The sequence below is a fragment of the Roseovarius lutimaris genome, from assembly GCF_900115165.1.
Classification (GTDB): Bacteria; Pseudomonadota; Alphaproteobacteria; order Rhodobacterales; family Rhodobacteraceae; genus Roseovarius; species Roseovarius lutimaris.
Genome location: NZ_FOVP01000001.1, coordinates 112390 through 128236, shown reverse-complemented (window position 1 = coordinate 128236; position 15847 = coordinate 112390). Strand labels below are relative to the sequence as shown.

The 15847-nt window shown below is 61.7% G+C and carries 15 protein-coding genes; 7 read left to right on the top strand and 8 right to left on the bottom strand.

The features are described 5' to 3' along the window. Positions 1–40: 40 nt before the first annotated feature. Together BMZ91_RS21910 and BMZ91_RS00605 are read right to left on the bottom strand one after the other, a co-directional pair. Positions 41–166, bottom strand: a complete 126-nt coding sequence (locus tag BMZ91_RS21910) for a hypothetical protein (RefSeq protein WP_281243297.1) — start codon at positions 164–166, stop codon at positions 41–43. Between the two features lie 135 nt (positions 167–301). Continuing rightward, positions 302–1453 carry a pyridoxal phosphate-dependent aminotransferase gene (locus tag BMZ91_RS00605; RefSeq protein WP_092833240.1) on the bottom strand — a complete coding sequence of 384 codons (1152 nt, stop codon included), beginning with the start codon at positions 1451–1453 and terminating at the stop codon, positions 302–304. A gap of 63 nt (positions 1454–1516) precedes the next feature. Here BMZ91_RS00605 and BMZ91_RS00600 point away from each other — a divergent pair, with 63 nt between their 5' ends. From BMZ91_RS00600 to BMZ91_RS00590, 3 genes are read left to right on the top strand one after another with little or no spacing between them, the layout of a single operon-like run. Next, complete coding sequence (locus BMZ91_RS00600) at positions 1517–2842, top strand: M48 family metalloprotease (RefSeq protein WP_092833612.1); 1326 nt, start codon at positions 1517–1519, stop codon at positions 2840–2842. 12 nt (positions 2843–2854) lie between these two features. Next, the gene (locus BMZ91_RS00595; RefSeq protein WP_092833610.1) at positions 2855–3604 is read left to right on the top strand and encodes a DsbA family protein; all 750 of its coding nucleotides are present in this window, start codon (positions 2855–2857) and stop codon (positions 3602–3604) included. A gap of 3 nt (positions 3605–3607) precedes the next feature. Then, positions 3608–4141, top strand: a complete 534-nt coding sequence (locus BMZ91_RS00590) for a thioredoxin domain-containing protein (RefSeq protein ID WP_092833238.1) — start codon at positions 3608–3610, stop codon at positions 4139–4141. Positions 4142–4294: 153 nt separating this feature from the next. On the opposite strand, the gene gndA is transcribed toward BMZ91_RS00590, so the two are convergent. The 3 genes from gndA to BMZ91_RS00575 form a co-directional block, all read right to left on the bottom strand. Next, positions 4295–5695, bottom strand: coding sequence for an NADP-dependent phosphogluconate dehydrogenase (gene gndA / locus BMZ91_RS00585; protein WP_092833236.1), 1401 nt, complete (start codon positions 5693–5695; stop codon positions 4295–4297). A 120-nt stretch (positions 5696–5815) separates the two neighbouring features. Then, complete coding sequence (argF, locus tag BMZ91_RS00580; RefSeq protein WP_092833608.1) at positions 5816–6742, bottom strand: ornithine carbamoyltransferase; 927 nt, start codon at positions 6740–6742, stop codon at positions 5816–5818. A 79-nt stretch (positions 6743–6821) separates the two neighbouring features. Beyond that, the gene (locus tag BMZ91_RS00575) at positions 6822–7997 is read right to left on the bottom strand and encodes an aspartate aminotransferase family protein (protein WP_092833234.1); all 1176 of its coding nucleotides are present in this window, start codon (positions 7995–7997) and stop codon (positions 6822–6824) included. A gap of 453 nt (positions 7998–8450) precedes the next feature. On the opposite strand from BMZ91_RS00575, the gene BMZ91_RS00570 reads away from it, so the two are divergent. The 4 genes from BMZ91_RS00570 to BMZ91_RS00550 all read left to right on the top strand — a co-directional run bounded on the left by BMZ91_RS00570 (position 8451) and on the right by BMZ91_RS00550 (position 11610). Further along, a complete protein-coding gene (locus BMZ91_RS00570; protein ID WP_092833232.1) occupies positions 8451–9338 on the top strand; it encodes a DMT family transporter in 888 nt (295 codons plus the stop codon). Between the two features lie 69 nt (positions 9339–9407). Beyond that, positions 9408–9800 (top strand): hypothetical protein, encoded by a 393-nt coding sequence (locus BMZ91_RS00565; protein ID WP_092833230.1) that lies wholly within the window; start codon positions 9408–9410, stop codon positions 9798–9800. Then, a complete protein-coding gene (locus BMZ91_RS00560; RefSeq protein WP_092833228.1) occupies positions 9797–10759 on the top strand; it encodes a sterol desaturase family protein in 963 nt (320 codons plus the stop codon). The genes BMZ91_RS00565 and BMZ91_RS00560 overlap by 4 nt, the downstream gene beginning before the upstream one ends. Before the next feature lie 275 nt (positions 10760–11034). After that, entirely contained in the window at positions 11035–11610 is a 576-nt protein-coding gene (locus BMZ91_RS00550) for a TetR/AcrR family transcriptional regulator (protein WP_092833224.1), read from the top strand. A gap of 5 nt (positions 11611–11615) precedes the next feature. Here BMZ91_RS00550 and BMZ91_RS00545 read toward each other — a convergent pair whose 3' ends face one another. The 3 genes from BMZ91_RS00545 to cysS all read right to left on the bottom strand — a co-directional run bounded on the left by BMZ91_RS00545 (position 11616) and on the right by cysS (position 15639). Continuing rightward, complete coding sequence (locus BMZ91_RS00545) at positions 11616–12389, bottom strand: squalene/phytoene synthase family protein (RefSeq protein ID WP_245736165.1); 774 nt, start codon at positions 12387–12389, stop codon at positions 11616–11618. Beyond that, entirely contained in the window at positions 12379–13989 is a 1611-nt protein-coding gene (gene cimA / locus BMZ91_RS00540; protein ID WP_092833219.1) for a citramalate synthase, read from the bottom strand. The genes BMZ91_RS00545 and cimA overlap by 11 nt, the downstream gene beginning before the upstream one ends. 249 nt (positions 13990–14238) lie before the next feature. Next, the gene (cysS, locus tag BMZ91_RS00535; protein WP_092833606.1) at positions 14239–15639 is read right to left on the bottom strand and encodes a cysteine--tRNA ligase; all 1401 of its coding nucleotides are present in this window, start codon (positions 15637–15639) and stop codon (positions 14239–14241) included. Positions 15640–15847: the final 208 nt, after the last annotated feature.

Genomic DNA, 15847 nt, shown 5'->3' with positions numbered 1-15847 from the left:
GGCCTTGTCAAAACGCGAGTTGCCCCCCCGCTTGCCCGCCTTAAAGCGAGCCAACAAATCCTGCGCAAACAAAGGCAAGCGCGAGCGTCGTCACATAAAGCAGCAAGTCGGCATTGACGTTCATCAGTACACTCAACCCGCGATAGCCGTCCTTGATATATTGCATGACATGGTCCGTCCTTGAATGATCATCCCTCTCCGAACCCTTGCCATCCGAATGTGACGATTTGCAGGACGCAATCCTGGCAAAACCATGGCACCCTGCCCTTTCATCTTTCCAAAAATACTCAAATTCCCCAGCTCACCCCGCGCGGCGCGCGGCCATGAAACGCGCCAGCCGGGCCAGTCCCTCTTCGATGTCCGCAGTCGCACGGGCATAGGAAAACCGAATCGTGCCGCCGCCACGAACCGGATCGAAATCCAGCCCTGGCGTCACCGCAACCCCCGCTTTCTCAAGGATTTCGGCGGCAAAGGCGCGGCTGTCACCGGTCAGGTGACTGACATCGGCATAGACATAGAACGCCCCATCCGGCGGCGCGATCCGGTCAAACCCGGCCGCTGGCAACCCCTCAAGCATAAGCGTGCGATTGCGCCGGTAGACCGCCATATTCGCCTCAAGCTCCGTGCCGCACTCCATCGCCGCCAATGCCGCCACCTGGCTGGCATGGGACGGACAGATGAACAGGTTCTGCGCCAGCCGCTCGATCACCCGCACATGATCCTCGGGCACCACCATCCACCCCACCCGCCAGCCGGTCATGCTGAAATACTTGGAAAACGAATTGATCACGTAACACTCATCGGTGATTTCAAGCGCGCTGACCGCTTTGGCCTCATATTCGATGCCATGATAGATCTCGTCGCTGATAAAACTCGCACCCTGCGCCGCGGCGGCCCCGATCAGATCCGACATCGCACCGCGATTCAGCATCGTGCCCGTGGGATTCGCCGGGCTTGCCACCATCAAACCGCTCAGATCCTGCCCGCACAGCTCCGCCGCAACCGGTTGCAGGCGATTTTCCGCCGCTGTCTGAATATCCACCGGCACAAGATCGAGCGCGCGCAATATCTGGCGGTAACTGGGATAGCCGGGGCTGCCGATGCCAACGCGATCGCCCGCATCAAACAGCGCCGTAAAGGCGAGGATGAAGGCGCCGGATGATCCTGGCGTCACGATCACCCGTTCCGGCGAAAGATCAACGTCATACCACTCGCCGTAAAGCTGTGCGATGCGCGCCCGTAGGGCCGGCAGACCAAGCGCGACCGTATATCCCATCGCCTCCTCGCGCATCGCCCGGGCCAGGGCGGCACGTGCGCCTTCGGGTGCTGCGGTGCCCGGCTGCCCCACTTCCATGTGGATGATGTGGCGGCCCTGCGCTTCGGCGCGCCGCGCGGCCTCCATCACATCCATCACGATGAAGGCGTCGACCCTGGACCGGCTTGAGTTCCGCATCGCTTTACTCCTAGACTGTGCATGTTTGATCCCTCGTTTCACTGGGAAAGGCCCGCGCCGTCAATGCAGCTTCTGAGATTTCTTGCGATTTCCCTGATCCTCGTCCTGAGCGTGGCGGCGCCGGCGCGCGCCATAACGCTATTGCGCGACCCCGATATCGAATATGCGCTACGCGAGCTGGCAGCGCCGATCCTGAGCGCCGCGGGGCTTAGTGCGAACCGGGTGGATATTCTGGTGATTGACGATCCCAACCTCAACGCCTTCGTGATTGATTCAGATAGCATGTTCATTCATTCCGGGCTGATCCTGCGGATGAAAACCCCGGCGATGCTGCAATCCGTGATCGCGCATGAGGCCGCCCATATCGCCAATGGCCATCTGATGCGCCGCCCCATCAACGCGCGCAACGCCCGCACCGCCGCCGGACTTGGCGTTGCTCTTGCCGTCGCAGCCGGTGCCGCCGCCGGAAGCGGCGAATTCGCCGCCGGGGCTGCCGCCGGGCTTCAGGGCGCCGCAATGCGCAGCTTTTTCTCTCATACCCGCGCCGAGGAAAACGCCGCCGACCAAAGCGGCATGCGCTTCATGAGAGGCGCGGGCGTCGATCTTAACGGGTCGGTCGAGGTGATGGACATCTTTCGCGGGCAAGAGGCGCTCTCGGTCACGCGCCAGGACGCTTATGCGCGCACCCATCCGCTGTCGCGCGATCGCTATCGCCTTGTTCGCCAGCTTGCCGGTGCTCAGGGTGCGCCCCCCGCGCCAGACCCTCAGGCCAATTACTGGTTCGCCCGCGCCAAGGGCAAGCTTTCGGCCTTTCAACGCTCGCCGAAATGGACCCTGACCCGCGCCGGTGAAAGCGGCTTTGAGGATGTCAAACTGATGCGTCAGGCCGTGGCCTATCACCGCCAGTCCGATCTGCGCCGTGCCCTTGGCGCAATCGACGGCGCAATCGCGCGACGCCCCAAAGACCCCTACCTTCATGAATTGCGCGGCCAGATCCTGATGGAAAGCCGCCAGATCAAACCGGCGGTCGCCGCCTATGCCCGTGCCACCAATCTGGCGCCGAACAATCCGCTGATTCTCGGGTCTTACGGGCGCGCCCTTCTGGCCAATGGTCAGCTGGCCAAGGCCCAGCAATTCCTTGATAAATCTCGCGCCCGCGACGGCCGCGATCCGCGCGTGATGCGCGATCTGGCGGTGACCTATGCCAAGCAGGGCAACAACGGCATGGCCTCGGTTCTGACGGCGGAACGATATGCCATGATCGGACGGCTGAAAGATGCTAAAATACACGCGCAACGCGCAATAGACCTCTTGCCGCGCGGATCTGCGGCTTGGCAACGGGCCCAGGATGTGCTCTCTGCCGCGCAAGATGCCGAAAAACGGAGATAAGTGAGAATGCCGATGATACGCCCCCTTCTGAGTGCCGCAGGTCTTTGCCTGTCTCTGACACTGCCTGCGCAAGCGCTGGACCTTGAAACACTGTCCGAGGGCGAGCGTGCCCTTTTGCGCGACGAAATCCGCGCCTATATCCTCGACAATCCCGAGATCATAATGGAGGCGGTCGCCGTTCTCGAACAACGCCAGTCGCAGGAACAGGCGCAGGCCGATGTCGATCTGGTCAAAGTGAATGCCAAGGCCCTGTTCAACGATCCCGCCTCCTGGGTCGGGGGCAATCCCGAGGGCGATATCACCCTTGTCGAGTTCATGGATTACCGCTGTAGCTATTGCCGACGCGCCTTCGATGAGGTCGCGGGCCTGTTGGAAAACGACGGCAATATCCGCTTTGTCGTCAAGGAATTTCCGATCCTGGGCGAGGACTCCGTGCTTGCCTCGCGCTTTGCAATCGCCACGCTTCAGGTCGCGGGCGACGAGGCCTATAAATCCGTGCATGACGCCCTGATGACCTATAGCGGCGCGATGAACGAGACCGGCTTCAGTCGGCTCGCCGACACGCTTGGGCTGGATGCCAACAAGATCATCTCGGAAATGAACAGCCCCGCCGTCGACAAGGTGATCGCCGACAATCACGCGCTTGGCCGGCGCCTCGCCATCAGCGGCACTCCCTCGTTTGTGATGGGCGATCAGATGCTGCGCGGCTACTTGCCACAGGATGCGATGCAACAGATCGCTGACGAGATCCGCGCGAATTAAGTCATGAACCGTCTCAACCCTGCGGCAGCCCTGTTTCTGGGGCTGCTGACGCCTGTTGCGGTACAGGCCGGGGGGGCTTTACCCCAGTCACGCAGCCCCCTGGGCGAGGCGATCCGCGAAACGCTTGTGCAAAACCCCGACCTTCTGGCGCCGCTTCGCGCACAGATCGAGGGGCTTGAGCAACCCGCGCCAATCAACATCTACAGCGATGATATGGCCCGAGACCTGAGCGCCCTCGCCCGCGCCGCGCCGCAGCTTTATGACCCGGCCCTGCCTGGCTTCGGGCCATCCGGAGCGGCGCTTCAAATCGCGCTTTTCACGCGCCGCGACTGCGCCGAGTGTGACCGTGCTAAGGCTGATCTGCGCGCCCTGAGCGCGCGCTTTGATCTGCGGGTCACGTTGCTTGATATGGCCGAACACGCCGATCTGGCGCGCGATCTGGGGCTTGATATGGCCCCCTCCTATGTCTTTGGTGACATGATGCTGCGCGGGGCGATGCCGGTCATCGTGCTCGAACGTTACCTGAGCCGCGACTAGAGCGTGTCGCGTTCATTCGAATTCACGCGACACGCTCTAACTTCTTGATTTCGCATGTTCGAGAAGCTCAAAACCGGTTCCCACTTTTGAACAACATGCTCTAGGTTTTCATCTTTCCACAAATACTCCCGCGCGGAGCGCGAAATCCTGCGTCTAGTCCCACCACGGACCGTGATGCTTGCCGCTCTGACCAAGCCGTTCAAAGCCGTGATGCCCAAAGAAATCCCGTTGCGCCTGAATGATGTTGGCGCTGCCATGGCCCTGCCGCATGCTGTCATACCACGCAAGCCCCGCCGAAAGCGCCGGCACCGCGTGCCCGCCATGCACCGCGCTGCACACCACTTGCCGGAGGGCCGGCAGGGTGCGCGCAAGGATCCGGGCAAACTCGGGCGCAAGAATAAGCTGCCCATGCGGCAGATCCCCGGCAAAAGCCCCGGCAATATCATCCAGTAGCGCCGAGCGTATGATGCAGCCCGCGCGCCAGATGCGGGCGATCTCGGCAAAATCGAGGGTCCAGTCATACTCGTCCGATGCTGCCGCCAGAATACGAAACCCTTGCGCATAACACAGGATGCGCGCGGCCATGAAGGCCTCGGCCAAAACCTCTGGTGTGGCGCCAATCGCGCCCAAGGCGCCGCCAAGGATGGTTTCGGCGGTTTGTCGGGTGCCTTTTTCCGAGGACCAGCCGCGCGCGCCCACGGCGGCCTCGATCATGCTGGCCGATTGCCCCATCCGCAACGCCTCGATCACGGTCCAGCGCCCGGTGCCCTTCTGGCCGGCGGCATCCTTGATCACATCGACCAGAGGATGCCCGGTTTCAGAATCGGTATAGCCAAGCAATTCGCCGGTGATTTCTACCAGATAGGATTTCAGCGGCCCCTTGTCCCAGGCGGCAAACAAGGCGCCGATTTCGCCGGGGGTCATCGCCGCGCCATTGCGCAGCAGGCTGTAAATCTCGGCAATCACCTGCATATCTGCATATTCAATGCCATTATGGACGGTCTTGACGAAATGCCCGGCCCCGTCCGGCCCAAGATGCGCAACACAGGGCGTTCCCTGGTATTGCGCGGCAATCCTGCGCAGGATCGGCGCCAGTTGGTGCCAGCTGTGATCCGATCCGCCCATCATCATCGACGGGCCGGTCCGCGCACCAAGCTCGCCCCCCGACACCCCAAGACCGACAAAATGCAAATCCTGCGCGGCAAGGTCGGCGGCGCGACGGCGGGTCTCGTGAAAATCGGCATTGCCGCCGTCAATCACCGTGTCACCCGGAGATAAAAGCGGGCTGATCGCGTCAATTATCGCATCCAGCGGCGCACCGGAGGGGATCATGAACAGGATCACCCGCGGCGTTTTCAGGCCGCTCACGAAACTCTCTAGCGTATCATGCGGATGCAACCGCTGCGCCAGGTTTCCCGCCTCGGCCAGAAACGGCGCAATCCAGTCGGTTTCGCGGTTGGTGACGGCCACGTCAAACCCATGCCCGGCCATGTTGAGCGCCAGGGCGCTGCCCATCGTCCCAAGCCCGTAAACCCCGATCTGTGCCTGTGACATGCGTCGCCCCCTACCCCGCTACCCTCATGGTTTCACGCTACGCCTTGGGGGCAGAATTGCAAGCGCGGCCGGGGCGCAGAATTTTTGGCGAAAATTCTGACCTCCGATGGGGGCTGCGGATCAAACGCCGAGGCACCAGCGCATGACCGCCTTTTGTGCATGCAGACGGTTTTCGGCCTCGTCAAAGACCACGGAATGCGGGCCATCCATCACCGCCGATGTCACTTCTTCCTCGCGGTGCGCAGGCAGGCAGTGCATGAAAAGAGCATCGGGCTTGGCGACCTCCATCAGCTTGTCGTTCACCTGATAGGAGCGCAGCATGTTGTGGCGGCGTTCCTTAGTGGATTGGCTGTCATGCATGCTTACCCAGGTATCGGTCACCACAAGATCGGCGCCCTCGGCGGCCTTATGGGGGTCACGTTCGATGGTGATGGTGCTGCCGGCCTTGCGCGCAAGGCCGATGAATTCGCCCTCGGGGTCAAGTTGCATCGGGCCGGTAAAAGTCAGGTCAAACCCGAACTGCCCCGCCGCCTGCAAAAGCGAGGCGCAGACATTGTTGCCATCCCCCGACCAGACCACCTTCTTGCCTTTGATCGGGCCGCGATGTTCCTCAAAGGTGAGGATATCGGCCATGATCTGGCAAGGGTGCGTACGATCAGTGAGGCCGTTGATCACCGGCACATCGGCATAATCGGCCATGTCCAGCAGAACGCTTTCGTCAAAGGTGCGGATCATGATCAGATCAACGTAGCGCGACAGCACGCGGGCGGTGTCGGCAATGGTTTCGCCGTGGCCAAGCTGCATATCGGCGCCCGAGAGCACCATGGTCTGCCCCCCCATCTGGCGCACACCCACGTCAAAGCTGACCCTTGTACGGGTCGACGGTTTTTCAAAGATCAGCGCCACCATGCGCCCCGCCAGCGGCTGGTCGTCATCGGGCATGCCGCGCGGGCGCCCGGCGCGGGCGACCTTCATATCGCGGGCCTGATCAATGATCGCGCGCAAATGCTCCGCCGGGGTTTTGTGGATATCGAGGAAATGCTGCATCGTGGTATCGCTTTTTGTCAGATGAGGCCTGTGGGGGCCGGCCCCCACACCCCCGGAGTATTTCGGGAAAGATGAAAGGTCAGGCGGTCTCGATGGCACTGGCCGCCCTGTCAAGCCGGGTGATCGACTCGGTGATCTCATCGTCGGTGAGGGTGAGAGGCGGCAACAGGCGTATCACGTTGTCGGCGGCGGGAACGGTGACAATGAGCGCCGCGTAACCCGCATTCACCACGTCAAGATTGGGTGCCTTGCATTTCAAGCCAAGCATCAGCCCCGCACCGCGCACCGCCTCGAAGACCTGCGGGTGTGCGGCGACGAGACCTTCGAGCTTTTGGCGCATGAGGCCCGCCTTGCGACTCACCTCGGGCAGGAAATCGGGATCGGTCACGATATCCATCACCGCACAGCCAACGGCACAGCCAAGGGGGTTGCCGCCATAGGTCGAGCCATGCGTGCCCGCCGTCATGCCAGAGGCTGCCGCTTCGGTTGCAAGAACCGCGCCAAGGGGAAAGCCGCCGCCGATGCCCTTGGCAACCATCATGATGTCGGGGGTCACGCCTGCCCATTCATGGGCAAACAGGCGCCCGGTGCGCCCCACCCCGCATTGCACCTCGTCCAGGATCAGAAGGATGCCCTTTTCGTCGCACAGTGCACGCAGCCCCCTGAGGCATTGATCGGGCAGCGGGCGAATGCCGCCTTCGCCCTGGATCGGTTCGATCAAGATCGCGGCCGTCTTGTCATCAATCGCCGCGTCAAGCGCATCATGATCCCCCCAGCCGAGATGTTTGAAGCCGGGCAGAAGCGGGCCAAACCCCTTGGTCATCTTTTCAGAGCCCGCCGCGGCGATGCCGGCCGACGAGCGGCCATGGAACGAGCCCTCGAAGGCGATGATATCGGTGCGTTCGGGTTGACCCGCGTCAAAAAAGTGCTTGCGCGCCATCTTGACCGCCAATTCACAGGACTCTGTGCCGGAATTGGTGAAAAACACCGTATCGGCAAAAGTATGCGCGACAAGTTTATCGGCCAGTTCCTGCTGCTTGGGAATATGATAGAGGTTCGAGGTGTGCCACAGCGCGCCGGCCTGTTCGGTCAATGCCGCCACCAACTTGGGATGCGCATGACCAAGCGCGTTAACCGCAATCCCGGCGCCCAGATCAAGAAAACGTCGCCCGTCGGCCTCGATCAGCCAGCTGCTTTCGCCTTTGACAAAGGTCAGGGGCGCGCGATTGTAAGTGGGCAGAACGGACGCAATCATGTCAGGTTTTCCTTGTGCAAGAAGCCCTTTGAGTGCCGCAACACCGGGGCCAAGTCAATGATTTGAGAAGATATTGGAATTTTCAGAGGGACCAGGCACAACAGCGGCGCCCAAGGGTCAAACGTGCGGGGCCGTCAGGCGCAGATGCGTCGGCGTCGGGTCGGGCAATATGTGGCGCGTTTGATCATGGCGAGGCGCATAGCGGGTTTTTGGCGCTGTGGAAAGCGAAATCTCATTGCGCAAGCCCGACGAGCGCGAAGATCGGTAGATAGCCGATGTTGATGCATAAGCGGGGTCTCGAAGCATCTCGCCTCTGCCTTTGCATGATTAGCTAGGTGTGATTTGCCCGCGCCGACATGGCGTCGTTTTTGGCCTGCCGCACAACACAAAGGTGATGGACCAGCCCCGGTTTTCGCCCTTGCAAGGGCGCGCAGGGCGGGCCACACATCGCCGATGTTTACCCCGCGCGCCCAAAATCCGGCTCTGGCCGCCCTGCTGACGCTTTTTGCGGCGGCGCTTGCGGCTGGCACCACGCTTTTGGCCAAGGCGCTTGGCACCGGCGCGCTTGGGGCCCCGATGCATGCGCTTCAGATCAGCCATGGGCGGTTCTTATTCGCGCTTCTGGCGATATCGGCGGTCACCGCCCTGATGCGGCCGCGCTGGACACGGCCCGATTTGGGCCTGCATGCCAAACGCTCAGCCCTTGGCTGGGGCGGGGTCACCCTTATGTTTGCCGCAGCCGCGTTCATTCCGCTCTCGGATGCCACCGCGATCAGCTTTCTCAATCCGGTTTTTGGCATGATTCTGGCGATCCCGCTTTTGGGTGAGCGGGTTGGCCCGGTGCGTTGGGCGGCGGCCGGCATTGCGCTTTTGGGGGCGGCGATCCTGACGCGTCCCGGCAGCGGCGTGATCGAGATGGGCGTGATGCTCGCCCTTGGCTCGGCGCTCTGTCTTGGCGGCGAGCTTATCTTTATCAAACGGCTGTCGGGGCGCGAGGGGCCTTATCAGATTTTGCTGATCAACAACGCCATCGGGCTTGGGATTGCGACGCTTGCGGTGATCTGGGTCTGGGCCGCACCGACGCCCGCGCAATGGGCCGCGCTTGGCGCAATCGGGGTGCTAATGGCCCTGGCGCAGACCTGTTTTGTCAATGCAATGGCGCGCGCCGACGCAAGCTTTGTGGCGCCGTTTTTCTATACCGCGCTGGTGTTTGCGGGGCTTTATGACGGGCTTGTCTTTGGCGTCTGGCCCGATCCGGTCTCGATCACCGGGGCGCTTGTGATTCTGTCGGGCGCCGGACTTTTGGCCTGGCGCGAGGGGCGATTGCGGCGCGTGACGTAACGCGACCTTTGACAAAAGCCGCGCGGTTTTGGCAAAACCCGTGGTGCACAGAGATGGAAAAACTGCGTCATGCCCCTAAGCGTTCTGTTGCCGTTGGTTGGTGTTGGCATCATCGGCATTGCCGTGATGCTGCATGTCCTCGGCCTGTCGCGTGCCGCGCAATTGCCCGATGAGGTCGCGGCGAAGGCGGCATGGCTGCGCGAATTTCCCGACCATACCCCGACCCGCGTGATCCTGAGCCATGACCACCACGCCGCCCTGATCGAAACCGATGACGGGCCTGGCGTGGTCTGGGCGATGGGGGCCGATACTACCGCGCGCGCGCTGAGCGGCGCGCGCATCCGGCGCACGGCCAAGGGCCTGCGCATCGACTTGCCCGATTTTACCGCGCCGCATATTCACCTGCGGCTTGACCCGGATGAGGCCGCGCACTGGCCCACCTACATGAAAGACAGCGCATGAGCGATATGATCACTTTCCCGGACGTCGTGAATTGGGCAGTGCCGTTTTTCATCGCCGCCATTCTGGCAGAGCTCCTCTGGATCGTGATCAAGGGACGCGGCGGGCGATACGAGACCCGCGATGCGCTGACCTCGCTTTTGATGGGAGCGGGCAATGTGGCCAGCGGGATCGTGCTTGGCTTTGTCGCCTATGGGTTTTTCATGGCCCTCTGGGCGATCACGCCGCTTGATCTTGGCACGTCTTTCTGGACGATTGCGCTGTGCTTTGTGCTTGATGACCTGCGCTATTACTGGGTGCATCGCTTTGGCCATCGCATCCGCTGGGTCTGGGCCAGCCATGTGAACCACCACTCAAGCCAGCATTACAACCTCACCACCGCCCTGCGCCAGACATGGACCGGCACCTTTACCTTCATGATGGTAATGCGCGCGCCGCTTGTCCTTATGGGGTTTCATCCGGGCATGGTGCTGTTCGTCGGCGGGCTCAACCTGATCTATCAGTTCTGGATTCATACCGAAGCGATCAGCCGCCTGCCCCGCTGGTTCGAGGCGGTGATGAACACCCCCAGCCACCACCGCGTACACCATGGCCGCAACCCGCGCTATCTGGATTGCAACTATGCCGGGGTTTTCATCATCTGGGACAAGCTCTTTGGCACCTTCGTGCCCGAGCTGGACAGCGAAAAGGTGGATTACGGCCTTGTGCACAACCTTGGCACGTTCAACCCGCTGCGTGTCGCCTTTCACGAATGGGTCGGTATCTACCGCGATGCCACGCAGCCGGGCCTTGGCTGGCGCGAGCGCCTCAACTATTGCGTGATGCCCCCGGGTTGGAGCCATGACGGCAGCCGCAGCACTTCTCTTGACATAAAAGCGCGCTATGTCTCCCAATACCCAGATTCGGCCGGAAGCCCCGGCCTGCCCTATACCGAAATCAAAGGTCAAAACACTCGCCCATAAATAGGTGCCTCTTCAAAACTTATGTACGGATTTGTCATTTGACCAATCGTTCTAACTTATATAAAATGGACCTTACGCACATTATGCTACCACTCACGAGAGACCATCACGTCAACGACCGTATCCAAAGGCGGCGTGACACGAGCACCCGGCGCCTTGTGGAAGGGCCCATTACTCACCCTTTTGCAGGGTGCCGGGGAAGTTCGGCGATGACCACCGGTCAGGTCTCGGCCATGGCGCGGATGTCCGGCCAATTCACTCTGCGGGGTGGCTGAATGCCCTGGAAAAAGAAATATCACAAACCCGACGTTCTGGATGCCGCCATGCGCGCATTTTGGGAGCATGGCTATCAGGGCACGTCGATGGCGAATCTGGTCGAGGCGACAGGCCTGAACCGTGGCAGCCTATATGCCGCCTTCAAGGACAAGCGCAGCCTTTATATCGGCGCGCTTGAGCATTACGATACTGTCTATCGCGTGGCCTTTTTGAACCAACTGCGCGAATTGGCCGACCCGAAGGCCGCGATCATGGCCGCGTTTGTCGCTGTCGAGACAGGAAACGACGGGCTTCCGGGCGGCTGCCTGGTGGTCAATTCGACCCTCGAAGTTGCCCCGCATGATCCCGAAATTGCCGAACTGGTCGAGGCCAGCATGGGCCAGGTCGAAACCTTCTTTCTGGAATGCCTGCACAGGGCCGAGGCACAAGGCAGCCTTGCCCCCGGCCTGCGCGTCACCGATACGGCCAAGGTGCTGATGGGGATGATGGTCGGGCTATTGGTGATCACCCGCGCCAGCCCGCACAGCCCGGCTGTTGCGCCGATCCTGCAACAGGTGCGCGAAATCCTGGCCTGAGGCCGTTACCAACGGCCGGTTGTCGCGCGCATCATCAACGTCAAACGGCTGCGCGCGGGCGAGATATCAAGCCTGCCCGCGGCGACGGCTTGCGGGTCGCGCGCTGCACGCGCCAGCACCGGACCCGCCTGCCAGAGCGGCAGCATGGCCACCCGCGCCGACCGCGACACGCCAGAACGCGTAGCGCGCGCACGGCGAAGCCGCGCGCAGCCGTCCGCCGCAAGATCGCGCAGCGCCTCGGGGCGGCCATCGACCAGCGGAATGCGCCCTGCCGCCTCAAGCGCCGGGATCGCCCGCAACCAGTTCGCCAGCCCAAGCGCATAACCCGCATCCGCCAGAACCGCCTCATCCGCAGGCCCAAGCGCCTTGGCGCTTACCGCAAGCAGGCTGGTTGATGTGTCGCTGATATACCGCTCGAACGCGGCGGGGTCCGCGAAGGGCTCGCGGTAGATATCCCAGCGGCGCGCCTCGATCAGATCGTCAAGCCGCGCCGCGCTGGCCGGATCAAGCACCGAAGCCAGCGGCGTCACCACCTCGTGACGGCGCACCACGGCGCCTTCGCGAATTTCACCCAAGGCATCGCGCCACCATTGCAGGCGCATTTCGGCAATCATCGGCTCTTGCGTGACCCAGGGCGCACGCGCCACCTCAAGGTTGAAGGCATAGATCGGAAACAGCACCCGCCGCGCCGCCACAGGCGCCGCCATCGCCGCCAGAAACCGGTCCGGATCGCCCCGGCGCAGCAGGTCGGCGCAGGCATTGAGATCATCACTCAGCACGCAGCAGCTTCCAGTTTATCGCATCCAGCAGCGCCTCGAACGAGGCATCCACTATGTTCGGGCTGACCCCAACGGTTGACCATCGCCGCCCCTCTGCGTCCTCGCTGTCGATGATCACGCGGGTCGCCGCCTCGGTGCCGCCCTGGGTAATGCGCACCTTGAAATCCACCAGCCGCATATCGGCAATCTTATTCTGATAGGGCCCAAGATCCTTGGCGAGCGCCTTGGCTAGCGCATTGACCGGCCCGCGATCACAGCCCTCAGAATCCATAGACTCAGACACCGAAAGCTTTTTCTCACCGTCGACCTTCACCACCACGACCGCCTCTGACAGGCTGACCATCCGGTCGTATTTGTTCTTGCGCCGCTCAATCGTCACCTTGTAACGCTTGACCTCGAAAAAGCGCGGCATCTGACCCAGCTCCTTGCGCGCCAGAATTTCAAAACTCGCCTGCGCGCTGTCATAGCTATAGCCCTGATCCTCGCGCTCCTTGATGGTATCGAGCAGGCGCGCCAGCGCCGGATCGCCGGGTTCGACCGCGATCCCGGCCTCGGCCAGACGACGGCGCAGGTTGGATTGACCGGCCTGATTGGACATCGGAATGACGCGGGCATTGCCGACGGTTTCAGGGTCGATATGCTCGTATGTGCTTGGTTCCTTGAGGATCGCACTGGCATGCAGCCCCGCCTTATGGGCAAAGGCCGAGGCCCCCACATAGGCCGCCTGGCGCAAAGGCACGCGGTTGAGGATCTCGTCAAGCTGGCGGCTGACGGCACTGAGCGAGCGCAGCGCAGCAGGGTCAACCCCGATCTCGTAGCGGCTGGCATAGGGCTCTTTCAACAACAGCGTCGGGATCAGCGTCGTCAGATTGGCATTGCCACAGCGCTCGCCCAACCCGTTGAGCGTGCCCTGGATCTGGCGCGCGCCCGCATCCACCGCCGCAAGGCTGGCGGCAACCGCGCTTTCGGTATCGTTATGGGTGTGAATGCCAAGCCGGTCGCCGGGAATGCCCGCCGCGATCACCGCTGCGGTGATTTCACCCACCTCGACCGGAAGGGTGCCGCCATTGGTATCACAGAGCACGATCCAGCGGGTGCCGGCCTCAAGCGCGGCGCGCAGACACTCAAGCGCATACCCCGGATTGGCCTTGTAGCCATCAAAGAAATGCTCGGCGTCAAACAGCGCCTCACGCCCCTGCGCGACGATATGGGCGAGCGAGCGCGCGATATTCTCGACATTTTCCTCCAAGGCGATGCCAAGCGCCGCCCGGACGTGAAACTCATGGGTCTTGCCCACAAGACAGACCGCGCCGGTGCCCGCATTCATCACCGCCGCCAGCACCTCGTCATTCTCGGCCGAGCGCCCGCTGCGCTTGGTCATGCCAAAGGCGGTCAGCCTCGCGCTTGTCTTGGGGGCTGCGTCGAAAAACGCGCTGTCGGTCGGGTTGGCCCCGGGCCAGCCGCCCTCGATATAATCGACACCAAGACAATCAAGCGCCTCGGCGATGCGGCATTTCTCGGCAGTGGAAAAGCTGACGCCCTGCGTCTGCTGCCCATCACGCAGGGTGGTGTCATAGAGGTAAAGGCGCTCTTTATTCATCACCGCACCGCCCGTTTCTTCTGGCCAAAAATATCCCGGGGAGCGTGAGGGGCTGGCCCCTCACTCCGACACTGGCCATGGGCGCTACCATTGATAGACAGACCCCGCGCGGAATCAAGGCGCGCCATGCGCGCCGCCGCGCAGCGCCCGACCGCCCGTCGCACCAGAGGTGCGCCGCCCATAAACGGCACGCCTTCGGCGTGACGGGCGGGCGCTGCACGGCAAACAACCGTTGTGGCAAGGAATGCGTCACTTCAATGCCTCCAGTTTGGAGAGGTCGACCGAAGAACCGAATTCCCACTCAGTTCCATCCTTACCGTCGCGCATGATGATGCCAGCCGCTTGAAGCTCATCACGTATCCGATCCGCCGTCGAAAAGTCTTTTTCCGCCTTGGCCGCCGTCCGCCTCGCAACCAACAAGTCAATCTCATTTGCAACTTCCGGGTTTGTACCAACCCTCAATTCACCGGACTTTACATAGCGCACCGTTTCCCAACCTCCCAATGCATCCTCCAAGAGCCCAAGCGACTTCCCCGTAGCTTTCAGAGAACCTAACTCGCCTGAGCCCGCGAGGCGGTGCATGATCGAGATTACACCTGCTGTGTTAAGATCATCCGATAAGGCTTCCAGCGCATCCGCAGACACTTGGGTCGAATCCACATCGACAGTAAGCTTTCGCCACTTACGCAGCGTAGCCTCCGCCTCCCGCGCCTTCTCCGCTGTCCAATCCATCGGCTTGCGATAATGCGTGCTGAGAAACACAAACCGGATCACCTCGCCCGGCACGCCCTGCTCCAGCAAATCATGCACCGTGAAGAAATTGCCAAGCGATTTGGACATCTTCTTGCCCTCGACCTGTAGCATCTCGTTATGCATCCAGACCTGCGCAAACCCGCCCTCGGGGTGGGCACAACAGCTTTGCGCGATTTCATTCTCGTGGTGCGGAAACATCAAATCGTTGCCGCCGCCGTGAATATCGAAACTCTCGCCCAGCAATTCATAGGCCATGGCCGAGCATTCGATATGCCAGCCGGGGCGCCCCCTGCCCCACGGACTGTCCCAACCGGGTTGATTTTCATTCGACGGCTTCCACAAAACGAAATCCATCGGGTTGCGCTTGTAGGGCGCCACCTCGACCCGTGCCCCGGCGATCATGTCGTCGACCGTGCGCCCCGACAGCGCGCCATACGTCTTGTAGCTATCCACCGCAAACAGCACATGCCCCTCGGCGGCATAGGCGTGGCCCTTGGCGATCAGATCTTCGATCATCGCCACCATCTGCGGGATATACTGCGTGGCGCGGGGCATGAAATTCGGCTCAAGCGCGCCCAAGGCTCCCATGTCATCGAGAAACCATTGCGTGGTCTCGGCGGTGATCTCGCCAATCGAACGGCCACTCTCGGCGGCGCGCGCGTTGATCTTGTCATCCACATCGGTAAAATTGCGCACATAGGTCACGTGATCGGGCCCATAGACATGGCGCAGCAACCGATAGAGCACGTCAAACACCACCACGGGCCGCGCATTGCCAAGATGGGCGCGGTCATAGACCGTCGGGCCACAGACATACATCCGCACATTCTCGGGATCGAGAGGCGTAAACACCTCTTTCTTGCGGGTCTTGGTATTGTGAAGCTTGATCGTCGTCATAATGTCCTCGCGCGCAGGCTGTCGCGGCGGGCTTAGCAACTTCATCACAGCTTGGAAACAGAAGACCGGCCCGCCAGAGTAAACTCAGCGGATAATGCAGCAGATAATGCAGATTACGGTGTTCATCCCCCATCCCTAGCCACGCCCCCCGGCGCGGTCAAGACCTATCACCACTTGCCCAAAAGCGACATCGGTCGGAATTGGAACA

What these genes read in the sequence shown, in the direction of transcription:
- BMZ91_RS00560 (WP_092833228.1), top strand. Translation starts at nt 9,797, where the DNA reads ATGAGCGATATGATCACTTTCCCGGACGTCGTGAATTGGGCAGTGCCG.
- gndA (WP_092833236.1), bottom strand. Translation starts at nt 5,695, where the DNA reads ATGTCACAGGCACAGATCGGGGTTTACGGGCTTGGGACGATGGGCAGC.
- BMZ91_RS00570 (WP_092833232.1), top strand. Translation starts at nt 8,451, where the DNA reads ATGTTTACCCCGCGCGCCCAAAATCCGGCTCTGGCCGCCCTGCTGACG.
- BMZ91_RS00605 (WP_092833240.1), bottom strand. Translation starts at nt 1,453, where the DNA reads ATGCGGAACTCAAGCCGGTCCAGGGTCGACGCCTTCATCGTGATGGAT.
- BMZ91_RS00600 (WP_092833612.1), top strand. Translation starts at nt 1,517, where the DNA reads ATGCAGCTTCTGAGATTTCTTGCGATTTCCCTGATCCTCGTCCTGAGC.
- argF (WP_092833608.1), bottom strand. Translation starts at nt 6,742, where the DNA reads ATGCAGCATTTCCTCGATATCCACAAAACCCCGGCGGAGCATTTGCGC.
- BMZ91_RS00550 (WP_092833224.1), top strand. Translation starts at nt 11,035, where the DNA reads ATGCCCTGGAAAAAGAAATATCACAAACCCGACGTTCTGGATGCCGCC.
- BMZ91_RS00590 (WP_092833238.1), top strand. Translation starts at nt 3,608, where the DNA reads ATGAACCGTCTCAACCCTGCGGCAGCCCTGTTTCTGGGGCTGCTGACG.
- BMZ91_RS00565 (WP_092833230.1), top strand. Translation starts at nt 9,408, where the DNA reads ATGCCCCTAAGCGTTCTGTTGCCGTTGGTTGGTGTTGGCATCATCGGC.
- cimA (WP_092833219.1), bottom strand. Translation starts at nt 13,989, where the DNA reads ATGAATAAAGAGCGCCTTTACCTCTATGACACCACCCTGCGTGATGGG.
- cysS (WP_092833606.1), bottom strand. Translation starts at nt 15,639, where the DNA reads ATGACGACGATCAAGCTTCACAATACCAAGACCCGCAAGAAAGAGGTG.
- BMZ91_RS00575 (WP_092833234.1), bottom strand. Translation starts at nt 7,997, where the DNA reads ATGATTGCGTCCGTTCTGCCCACTTACAATCGCGCGCCCCTGACCTTT.
- BMZ91_RS00595 (WP_092833610.1), top strand. Translation starts at nt 2,855, where the DNA reads ATGATACGCCCCCTTCTGAGTGCCGCAGGTCTTTGCCTGTCTCTGACA.
- BMZ91_RS21910 (WP_281243297.1), bottom strand. Translation starts at nt 166, where the DNA reads ATGCAATATATCAAGGACGGCTATCGCGGGTTGAGTGTACTGATGAAC.